Source organism: Nitrospira sp. CMX1 (genome assembly GCF_054902215.1).
This window is the reverse complement of record NZ_JBUBKD010000004.1, coordinates 40081-48762: the sequence shown is the minus strand read 5'-3', so window position 1 is coordinate 48762 and position 8682 is coordinate 40081. Positions and strand designations below refer to the sequence as shown.

18 protein-coding genes are annotated in these 8682 nt (G+C 50.7%); all 18 read left to right on the top strand.

The genetic code is table 11. The annotated features are described in order from the left end of the window. On the top strand, positions 1 to 647 hold a 647-nt coding region (gene rplB / locus ACYX34_RS00660; protein WP_462074619.1), incomplete at its 5' end, for a 50S ribosomal protein L2. Next, entirely contained in the window at positions 640 to 927 is a 288-nt protein-coding gene (rpsS, locus tag ACYX34_RS00655; RefSeq protein ID WP_413934202.1) for a 30S ribosomal protein S19, read from the top strand. The genes rplB and rpsS, both read left to right, overlap by 8 nt. Before the next feature lie 85 nt (positions 928 to 1012). After that, on the top strand, positions 1013 to 1369 hold the full coding sequence (gene rplV, locus ACYX34_RS00650) for a 50S ribosomal protein L22 (RefSeq protein WP_462074618.1): 357 nt from the start codon (positions 1013 to 1015) through the stop codon (positions 1367 to 1369). Between the two features lie 31 nt (positions 1370 to 1400). Continuing rightward, positions 1401 to 2072: a 30S ribosomal protein S3 gene (rpsC, locus tag ACYX34_RS00645; RefSeq protein ID WP_086425727.1), complete on the top strand. Its 672-nt coding sequence runs from the start codon at positions 1401 to 1403 to the stop codon at positions 2070 to 2072. Between the two features lie 12 nt (positions 2073 to 2084). Further along, a complete protein-coding gene (gene rplP / locus ACYX34_RS00640; RefSeq protein WP_462074617.1) occupies positions 2085 to 2501 on the top strand; it encodes a 50S ribosomal protein L16 in 417 nt (138 codons plus the stop codon). Between the two features lie 48 nt (positions 2502 to 2549). Further along, a complete protein-coding gene (rpmC, locus tag ACYX34_RS00635; protein ID WP_462074616.1) occupies positions 2550 to 2765 on the top strand; it encodes a 50S ribosomal protein L29 in 216 nt (71 codons plus the stop codon). An 8-nt stretch (positions 2766 to 2773) separates the two neighbouring features. Further along, positions 2774 to 3040: a 30S ribosomal protein S17 gene (gene rpsQ, locus ACYX34_RS00630; protein WP_462074615.1), complete on the top strand. Its 267-nt coding sequence runs from the start codon at positions 2774 to 2776 to the stop codon at positions 3038 to 3040. Between the two features lie 50 nt (positions 3041 to 3090). Then, complete coding sequence (rplN, locus tag ACYX34_RS00625) at positions 3091 to 3459, top strand: 50S ribosomal protein L14 (RefSeq protein ID WP_086418820.1); 369 nt, start codon at positions 3091 to 3093, stop codon at positions 3457 to 3459. 22 nt (positions 3460 to 3481) lie between these two features. Beyond that, positions 3482 to 3811 carry a 50S ribosomal protein L24 gene (rplX, locus tag ACYX34_RS00620; protein WP_462074614.1) on the top strand — a complete coding sequence of 110 codons (330 nt, stop codon included), beginning with the start codon at positions 3482 to 3484 and terminating at the stop codon, positions 3809 to 3811. An 8-nt stretch (positions 3812 to 3819) separates the two neighbouring features. Then, positions 3820 to 4461, top strand: coding sequence for a 50S ribosomal protein L5 (gene rplE / locus ACYX34_RS00615; protein ID WP_462074613.1), 642 nt, complete (start codon positions 3820 to 3822; stop codon positions 4459 to 4461). Positions 4462 to 4506: 45 nt separating this feature from the next. After that, entirely contained in the window at positions 4507 to 4692 is a 186-nt protein-coding gene (locus ACYX34_RS00610; RefSeq protein WP_086425734.1) for a type Z 30S ribosomal protein S14, read from the top strand. 63 nt (positions 4693 to 4755) lie between these two features. Then, positions 4756 to 5151: a 30S ribosomal protein S8 gene (rpsH, locus tag ACYX34_RS00605; RefSeq protein WP_462074612.1), complete on the top strand. Its 396-nt coding sequence runs from the start codon at positions 4756 to 4758 to the stop codon at positions 5149 to 5151. A gap of 44 nt (positions 5152 to 5195) precedes the next feature. Further along, the gene (rplF, locus tag ACYX34_RS00600; protein ID WP_462074611.1) at positions 5196 to 5732 is read left to right on the top strand and encodes a 50S ribosomal protein L6; all 537 of its coding nucleotides are present in this window, start codon (positions 5196 to 5198) and stop codon (positions 5730 to 5732) included. 9 nt (positions 5733 to 5741) lie between these two features. After that, the gene (rplR, locus tag ACYX34_RS00595; protein WP_462074610.1) at positions 5742 to 6107 is read left to right on the top strand and encodes a 50S ribosomal protein L18; all 366 of its coding nucleotides are present in this window, start codon (positions 5742 to 5744) and stop codon (positions 6105 to 6107) included. Between the two features lie 89 nt (positions 6108 to 6196). Next, positions 6197 to 6706, top strand: coding sequence for a 30S ribosomal protein S5 (rpsE, locus tag ACYX34_RS00590; protein ID WP_462074609.1), 510 nt, complete (start codon positions 6197 to 6199; stop codon positions 6704 to 6706). Continuing rightward, on the top strand, positions 6706 to 6924 hold the full coding sequence (gene rpmD, locus ACYX34_RS00585; RefSeq protein WP_462074608.1) for a 50S ribosomal protein L30: 219 nt from the start codon (positions 6706 to 6708) through the stop codon (positions 6922 to 6924). Before rpsE ends, rpmD begins: the two co-directional genes overlap by 1 nt. Next, on the top strand, positions 6921 to 7370 hold the full coding sequence (gene rplO, locus ACYX34_RS00580) for a 50S ribosomal protein L15 (protein WP_462074607.1): 450 nt from the start codon (positions 6921 to 6923) through the stop codon (positions 7368 to 7370). The genes rpmD and rplO overlap by 4 nt, the downstream gene beginning before the upstream one ends. Then, entirely contained in the window at positions 7363 to 8682 is a 1320-nt protein-coding gene (gene secY, locus ACYX34_RS00575) for a preprotein translocase subunit SecY (protein ID WP_462074606.1), read from the top strand. The genes rplO and secY overlap by 8 nt, the downstream gene beginning before the upstream one ends.

Here is an 8682-nt window from a genome sequence, read left to right as displayed (position 1 = left end):
ATTTTCGTCGAGATAAGGTTGGTGTTTCTGCAAAGGTTACGGCAATTGAGTATGACCCGAATCGCTCGGCAAGGATCGCGCTTTTGAAATATCGTGATGGAGAAAAGCGGTATATTTTGGCGCCGGTAGGACTCTCCATTAATGATGAAGTGCAGTCTGGGCCACAGGCTGAGATCAGGCCAGGAAATGCTTTGCCATTGGTCAATATGCCGCTTGGAACGACGATCCATAACATCGAATTGAAGGCTGGAAAGGGTGGGCAGCTGATCCGAAGCGCTGGTGGATTTGCTCAAGTTATGGGCCGTGATGGAGACTATGTGCAGGTCCGTTTGAAGTCTGGAGAAATGCGAAGGGTTTTAGGGCACTGCATGGCAACGGTTGGGCAAGTGGGAAACGTGGATCATGAGAACGTGAGCGTCGGAAAGGCGGGGAGAACTCGCTGGAAAGGGAAGCGGCCGCACGTTCGAGGCGTTGTCATGAATCCTGTTGACCATCCGCACGGTGGAGGTGAGGGGAAGTCTGGTCAGGGCAATCCGCATCCAGTTTCTCCCTGGGGGCTCCCCACGAAGGGGTACAAGACGCGGCACAATAAGAAGACCGATAAATTCATAATTGCCCGACGTAAGTCAGGAGTGCGTAATGCCTAGATCAGTTAGTAAGGGCGCTTTTGTTGACGGCCATCTTCTTAAAAAAGTCGAGCAGATGAATCAAACGAAGGATCGAAAGCTGATCAAGACGTGGTCACGGCGATCGACGGTCGTGCCTGACATGATTGGTCATACCTTTGCGGTTCATAATGGGAAGAAGTTCATTCCTGTTTTTGTTACCGAGAATATGGTTGGACATAAGCTTGGTGAATTTGCTCCGACTCGGTTTTTTAAGGGACATGGTCAGGCTAAGACTGAAAAGGCTGTCGCTCTCAAGTAGGGGCTTGTGAACTGAATTTGATTCGCAGGGGCGACAGGATCCGACGATTTGAACTTGGAATGTTGAAGGGTGACAGGATTGCACGATGAGTGAAGCACATGCCATTCTTAGGTTTGTTCGTGTTGCACCGAGAAAAGCTAAGCCGGTGATCGATATGATTAGAGGTCAGCAGGTTCCCATGGCCCTGGCCATGTTGAAGCACACGCCTCGGCATGCAGCACGGGTGGTGGAGAAGCTCTTGCGTTCCGCAGTGGCGAACGCGGAACTGAAGGAGTTGGGTGATAGTGAGTCGATGGTTGTTTCCCGGGCTTTTGTCAACTGCGGTCCTACCTACAAGCGTGTAAGGGCCAGGTCCATGGGGAGAGCCAATGCAATTCAGAAGCGTACCAGTCACATTACGGTGGTAGTTGCAGCGTCAGGAGATCGAGGGCAAAAGAAGTAGGTTGATTATTATTTATTGAGGCATAGCGCGCATGGGTCAGAAAACACATCCAATTGGTTATCGGCTTGGTTATAACTACACTTGGAGTTCTCGGTGGTATGCCGGGAAGGATTATGCCAAGTTGCTCCATCAAGACGTGAAGATCAGGAAGGTCGTGAAAGCTCGCCTTTACCACGCTGGCGTTGCAAAGGTCGAAATTGAGCGTTCTGGTGATCAGACACGAGTCATTATTCATACGGCTCGACCGGGAATCATTATCGGTCGAAAAGGTGCGGAAGTCGACAAGCTTAAGGCTGATCTTGAGAAGCAGTATGGTGGGCAGGTTTATATCACGGTCAAGGAAATCAAGAAGCCGGAGCTTGACGCGCAACTGGTGAGTGAGAATGTCGCGACGCAGCTTGAAAAGCGGGTGGCATTCCGGAGGGCGATGAAGCGAAGCGTGCAGTCGGCACTGAGGCTTGGTGCGCAGGGGATCAAGATTATGGTGGCTGGTCGTTTGGGCGGGGCCGAAATCGCTAGGACTGAGTGGTATCGCGAAGGACGTGTTCCTCTACATACCCTTCGAGCTGAAATTGATTATGGTTTTGCTGAGGCCCATACAACGATGGGGCAAATCGGGGTGAAGACATGGATCTATAAAGGCGAACTTCTCCCTGTGCAACCCATGAAAGCCGAGTCAACATTGGATAGACGGTTTGGGTGAGGAGATCAAGCTGTGTTAGCCCCTAAGAAAGTCAAATTTAGAAAGATGCAAAAAGGCCGTATGAATGGGAAGGCCTACCGTGGTGGTCAGATTACCCTTGGTGAGTTTGGTTTGAAAGCATTGGAACCAGGGTGGGTGACGAGTCGTCAAATTGAAGCTGCCAGAATTGCCATTACGCGATATGTGAAGCGAGGCGGCCAGGTTTGGACAAGAATTTTCCCGGATAAGCCAATAACCAAGAAGCCAGCTGAAACTCGAATGGGAAAAGGGAAGGGTAACCCTGAGTATTGGGTGGCTGTCGTAAAGCCAGGTCGGATTCTCTATGAGATGGACGGAGTTACTCCGGAGACTGCACGTGAAGCGTTCAGGCTTGCCTCTCACAAGTTGCCGGTCGCGACGAAGTTGGTTGTTCGCGGTGAGTTTGGATAAAAGTAAAAGGGGAGCTGGTCAACTTGCGGGGGAGCGTGGAGAAGGTCTATGGCGCTTGATGTGAAAGAGTTGCGAACTATGGGTGCGGGCGAACTTCAGGAGAAGGAGCAGCAGCTCGTGCAGGAGCTGTTTACGCTGCGCTTTCAGTTTGGGACAGGTCGACTCGAGAACCCGATGCAAATTCGAAAGACGAAACGTGATATCGCAAGAGTCAAGACGGTGCTCAATCAGGTTCGGAGCCAAACTGACGAATCGAAAAGGTAAAGGATGCTATGGCTGAGGTGGTAAAGCGGCGCCACTGGTACGGTGATGTCGTTAGTAACAAAATGCAGAAAACAGTTGTCGTGGTGGTGTCTCGGTCGGTTGTTCATCCCGTCTATAAGAAGGTGTTGAGGCGGGTGACAAGGTTAAAGGCCCATGATGAAAGCGGTGCGTGCAAGGTGGGAGATCGGGTGAAGTTGGTTCAGACCCGTCCACTGAGTAAGGAAAAGAATTGGCGGGTGGTTCAGGTTATGGAGAAGGGGCAGCCTGAGAAATAGCGGGGTTTGACTAGTTTCATTCGGCATTTGAGATTCGTGGGAATTTATCAATGATTCAGAATTATACATACATGGATGTGGCTGATAACTCCGGGGCGAAGCAAGCCATGTGCTTTCACGTCTTTGGGGGCACGCGTCGTCGATACGCGTCGTTAGGGGATGTAGTGGTCGTGGCAGTTAAGGAGGCCATCCCTCAGGCCAGTGTTAAAAAAGGGGATGTGAGTCGGGCGGTTATTGTTCGAACGACGAAAGAAGTTCGGCGGGAAGATGGGTCTTACATCAAGTTCGATAGAAATGCTTGTGTGTTGATCAATAAAGAGGGCGAACCTATCGGGACGCGTATCTTTGGCCCGGTTGCGCGAGAACTCCGCTGGAAGAAATTCATGAAGATCATCTCATTGGCACCAGAAGTTTTATAGGGTCGGACGAGCGAGGAGTGTTGTGCAAGTACTTCGAAAAAGCAGAATTAGAAAAGGCGACACGGTGATTGTCATATCCGGTCGTGAGCGTGGGAAGACGGGTAAAGTGATGTCCGTTGACCTCCGCGCAGGCAAGCTGATCGTCGAAAAGCTGAATGTCATTAAACGGCATACGAAGCCTAATCAGAAGGCAAAACAAGGGGGAATCCTGGAGCGAGAGGCGCCTCTCCAGATTTCTAATGTTATGCTTTTCTGTCCTGTTGCGCAAAAGCCGACACGAGTAGGAATGCGAACTCAGGATGATGGGCGGCGGGTGCGTTTCAGCAAGAAATCTAATGAGACTCTGGAATAGGGTTGGCAATGGCTAAGGAACCAAAAAATCGAACGAGTAAACCCACGGAAAAAAAATCCCCGAAGAAAGAAGCGTCGCAGCTCGACCAGGGGAGTGCTGAGTCTAAATTTCGACCCAGACTCAGAGACATGTATGAGCAGCAGGTCGTACCGGCGCTGATGAAGGAATTTGGGTATAAGAACGTTATGCAGGTCCCCAAGCTTGAGCGGGTCGTGCTGAACGTTGGCATGGGTGAAGCTATTCAAAATGTCAAGCTTCTGGAAAGTGCCGTCACTGAATTGGGTATGATTACCGGGCAAAAGCCTGTTGTGACTCGTGCGAAGAAGGCTATTGCCGGATTCAAGCTCAGGCAGGGCCTTCCAATCGGGACGAAGGTGACGCTCCGTAGTCGTCGGATGTACGAGTTTTTTGATCGCTTAGTGACATTGGCGCTTCCGCGAATCCGAGATTTTCGTGGTGTCTCTCCGAAAGCATTCGATGGCCGCGGAAACTATACGCTTGGGTTGAAGGAGCAGTTGATCTTCCCTGAAATTAAGTACGATGAAGTGGCCTCGATTCACGGTATGGATATTACGGTTGTGACAACCGCCAAAACGAATGATGAAGGAAAGGCTTTGTTGAAGTATCTCGGGATGCCGTTCCGAACATAAAAAATAGCGCGAGCGTCTGGTCTCGGTTGGACGGAAGGAGTTCTTGTGTCACGTTTAGCATTAAGAAATAAAGCCGCGACGAAACCAAAGTTTTCGACCCGCCAGTATCATCGATGCGGTGTGTGTGGAAGAGTTCGAGGGTATTTGCGTCGGTTTCGGATGTGTCGAATCTGTTTTCGTGTGCTGACCCTCAGGGGAGAGATTCCTGGAGTGAGAAAGTCTAGCTGGTAGCCAGCACGTGTGGATAAGTGGCGGTCAACTAAAGAATAGCATAGAGGGGTAGAAGGATACAGCATGGTTACCGATCCAATCGGCGATCTTCTTGTTCGGTTAAGAAATGGTGCCCAGCGGCGCTATGAAACAGTAACGGTTCCAACCTCAAAACTCAAACGAGCAATCCTTGAGATCTTGAAGAGGGAAGGCTATGTCGAGGGGGTTGAGGACAGCGTTGAGCATGGGCATCCCGTCCTCCAAGTGCGCCTTCGCTATGTGGGGGAGGGGCAGCCAATGATCACGGGGCTCGAGCGCATTAGTAAGCCGGGCCGTCGGGTCTATGTTGGGAGTCAAGATATTCGAAAGGTTCGGAATGGAATTGGTGTGTCTATCCTTTCGACATCTAAAGGAATCATGACAGACCAAGAATCTCGCAAAAGTCATCTCGGGGGCGAGGTTCTCTGCTCGGTGTGGTAAAGATACTGGTCGTTTGGACCTCGGGGTGAAGGGTATAGGAGAGCATGTCTCGTATTGGGAAAAAGCCGATCACTATTCCGTCCGGAGTGGAAGTGAAAACCACTGGATCAACCGTGACTGTGAAGGGTCCTTTGGGGAAGTTAGACTGGTCGCTCATGCAGGGCCTTGATGTGGCTGTCAAGGATGGCCAGGTACTTGTCGGTCGATCCAGCGATGATCGTAAGGTAAGGGCGTTGCATGGACTCACTCGTGCGGAGTTGAGTAACATGATCCAGGGTGTCACCAAGGGGTATGAGCGCTCGCTTGAGATTACTGGAGTTGGCTACAAGACCCAACTTCAAGGTCGGACCTTGAGCTTTAACGTTGGGTATATCAACCCAGTTGTCTATGAAGTCCCAACCGGGATCGATGTGAAGGTTGATAAGCAAACTCTCATCAATGTTAAAGGGGTTGACAAGCGGTTAGTTGGTCAAGTTGCGGCCGACCTCCGGGCCATTAAGCCACCCGATGTGTATAAGCAAAAGGGTGTTCGTTATGCTGGTGAAACCTTGCGCAAAAAAGAAGGCAAAACTGGGAAGTAGGAATTCACAATGAATGCTGCAGATAAAGTTCAACAGCTTGAACGGCGGCGTAGGCGTGTACGCCAAGCCATTTTTGGTACCACTGAGCGTCCTCGCTTAAACGTTTTCAGGAGTACATCCCATATTTATGCTCAGATCATTGATGATGTTCGAGGGACTACCATTGCTGCCGCGTCTACTCTGGATAAAGCGATTCGTGCATCGGTTAAATCAACCGGTGGCATTGAAGCGGCTAAAGCTGTAGGGAAGCTAATCGCTGATCGCGCCAAGGCGGTGAAGGTTACGACAGTGGTCTTTGACCGTGGTGGACGGATGTATCATGGCCGCATCAAAGCGTTGGCCGATGCTTCTCGCGAGGGTGGCCTTCAATTTTGAATGCAGGCCCTGAGCGGCATACGTGGATAGGGTTGATGACGATTCACTATTCCAGAAATTAACTGAATGTTGGACTGAGGGGTGCGAGCGTGCGAGTCAATCCCGATGAACTGAGTCTGAAAGACAAAGTGGTGTTTATCAACCGCGTGGCAAAGGTGGTCAAGGGTGGTAAGCGCTTCAATTTTTGCGCGCTGGTTGTTGTTGGTGACGGCCATGGCTGGGTTGGGATTGGTAAGGGGAAGGCGGCCGAGGTGCCTGTTGCGATTTCGAAAGCTGTGGAGCAAGCCAAGAAACATCTTGTTCATGTTCCCCTTAAGGGTGGGACGATTCCGCACGAGGTCCATGGTCTCTTTGGGGCAGAACATGTGTTGTTAAAACCTGCCGTAGATGGGACGGGGATCATTGCGGGAGGTGCGGTTCGCGCCGTTGTTGAATTGGTCGGCGCTCATAATGTTATCGCAAAGACCTTAGGGCGTGGGAATCCGTTCAATGCAGTTCGTGCCACACTTGATGGTCTCATGCAGCTGAGAAATATTGATGATGTACTTCGTTTCCGCCGACAAACGACGGATGAAGGGCGGGAAAGGGCGACAGCATAATGGGAGCAAGAGCGGTAACGAAAACTACAGTATCTCCTGGGCAATCTGTGCGGGTGACTCTACGGCGTAGTCCGATTGGGACACCGGAAGGTCACCGCCTTGTCCTGCGTGGTTTGGGGCTACGACATATTCGTCAAACAGTGATCCGCCCAGATACGCCACAAGTTCAAGGAATGATCCGAAAAGTTGGCTATTTGCTGGAGGTTGGACGTTCATGAATCTTCATGATTTGGCGCCAGCGCCGGGATCAAAAAAACGCCGAAAGCGCATTGGGCGTGGCCCTGGCTCTGGCCACGGGAAGACGGCGACCAAAGGGCACAAGGGTCTTTTGGCACGATCAGGTGGAGGAAAGCGACCGGGGTTTGAGGGCGGACAAATGCCATTGATCCGGCGCCTGCCCAAGTTTGGTTTTACGAATCCCTCGCGGGTAGAATACGCCATTGTCAATCTAAAGAGTTTCGAGCAATGGACTGGAGATGGGACGGTTACTCCTCAGGCAATGGTTGATGCCGGATTAGTCAAGCGGAAGCGTTTGCCAATTAAGATTCTCGGCGTCGGTGAGTTGAAGAAGTCACTGGTCGTTCAGGCTCACAAGTTCAGTAAGTCGGCCGAAGCCAAGATTCAAGCGGCTGGTGGGAGAGTTGAGGTTATCGGCGGTGCTTGAACGTCTTCTGACTAGTTTTCAGAATATCTTTAAGATTCCCGAGCTGCGCACCCGTGTCTTGTTTACGCTTGGCATGCTGGTTGTGTATCGCATTGGTTCTCACATCCCAACACCTGGGATCAATGGAGAAGCCCTTTCCGATTTCCTGCAAAAGCAAGGCGGATCATTATTGGGGTTTCTGGATATTTTCTCCGGTGGTTCACTGTCTCGTTTGACCATCTTTGCGCTCGGCATCATGCCGTACATCAGCGCATCCATTATCCTTCAACTGCTGACGGTAGTTATTCCGCACCTCACCAAACTGGCCAAAGAGGGTGAGCGTGGACGAAAGAAGATTATTCAGTACACACGATTTGGGACGATTGGCATTGCTTTGATACAGGGATTTGGCATTGCCATCGGTCTCGAACAAATGAATCAAGGGGCATTTGTCCTCAATGCAGGCTGGGGATTCCGTCTGATGACGGTGATCACTCTCACTGCTGGCACCGGGTTCCTAATGTGGTTGGGTGAACAAATCACAGAACGGGGAATTGGTAACGGGATATCCTTGATTATTTTTGCTGGGATTGTCGCTCGACTACCTGCAGCTGTGGCTCAGACCTACAATCTCTATGAGATCGGCCAGTTGAATGCATTTTTGTTGGTTGGCCTAGCCCTCTTGATGGTTGGCGTGGTGGCTGCCATTGTTTTCTTGGAGAGTGGTCGAAGAAAAATACCAGTCCAATACGCCAAGCGTGTGATTGGGCGACGCGTCTATGGAGGGCAAAGTACACATATCCCGTTGAAGATCAATACCGCAGGTGTCATCCCTCCAATTTTTGCTTCGTCGATCATTGCCTTCCCTGCAACAATCGCAGGATTTTTTGAGACTCCGTGGGTGAAAGCCATTGGGACTCAGTTGGCACCAGGGTCACTTCTCTATACGTTGATGTACGTCGGCTTGATCTTGTTCTTCTGCTTCTTTTATACGGCTGTCGTTCTCAACCCTGTGGACATGGCAGACAATATGAAGAAGTATGGTGGGTTTATCCCAGGAATTCGTCCCGGTCAAAGAACCTCCGACTATATCTATGGCGTTTTAACGAAAATTACCTTCGCAGGGGCTATCTATCTTGCAATTGTGTGCGTGATTCCTGAGCTCCTGATTTACAAACTCAATGTGCCGTTCTATTTTGGGGGTACATCGCTTCTGATCGTTATTGGAGTGGGGTTAGATACGGCTCAACAAATTGAGTCGCATATGCTGATGCGTAATTACGATGGATTTCTCGGAAAGGGTATGGCTCCATTGAGAGGGAGAAGTACCTAG

What these genes read in the sequence shown, in the direction of transcription:
- rpsS (WP_413934202.1), top strand. Translation starts at nt 640, where the DNA reads ATGCCTAGATCAGTTAGTAAGGGCGCTTTTGTTGACGGCCATCTTCTT.
- rplV (WP_462074618.1), top strand. Translation starts at nt 1,013, where the DNA reads ATGAGTGAAGCACATGCCATTCTTAGGTTTGTTCGTGTTGCACCGAGA.
- rpsC (WP_086425727.1), top strand. Translation starts at nt 1,401, where the DNA reads ATGGGTCAGAAAACACATCCAATTGGTTATCGGCTTGGTTATAACTAC.
- rpmC (WP_462074616.1), top strand. Translation starts at nt 2,550, where the DNA reads ATGGCGCTTGATGTGAAAGAGTTGCGAACTATGGGTGCGGGCGAACTT.
- rpsQ (WP_462074615.1), top strand. Translation starts at nt 2,774, where the DNA reads ATGGCTGAGGTGGTAAAGCGGCGCCACTGGTACGGTGATGTCGTTAGT.
- rplN (WP_086418820.1), top strand. Translation starts at nt 3,091, where the DNA reads ATGATTCAGAATTATACATACATGGATGTGGCTGATAACTCCGGGGCG.
- rplE (WP_462074613.1), top strand. Translation starts at nt 3,820, where the DNA reads ATGGCTAAGGAACCAAAAAATCGAACGAGTAAACCCACGGAAAAAAAA.
- rpsH (WP_462074612.1), top strand. Translation starts at nt 4,756, where the DNA reads ATGGTTACCGATCCAATCGGCGATCTTCTTGTTCGGTTAAGAAATGGT.
- rplF (WP_462074611.1), top strand. Translation starts at nt 5,196, where the DNA reads ATGTCTCGTATTGGGAAAAAGCCGATCACTATTCCGTCCGGAGTGGAA.
- rplR (WP_462074610.1), top strand. Translation starts at nt 5,742, where the DNA reads ATGAATGCTGCAGATAAAGTTCAACAGCTTGAACGGCGGCGTAGGCGT.
- rpmD (WP_462074608.1), top strand. Translation starts at nt 6,706, where the DNA reads ATGGGAGCAAGAGCGGTAACGAAAACTACAGTATCTCCTGGGCAATCT.
- rplO (WP_462074607.1), top strand. Translation starts at nt 6,921, where the DNA reads ATGAATCTTCATGATTTGGCGCCAGCGCCGGGATCAAAAAAACGCCGA.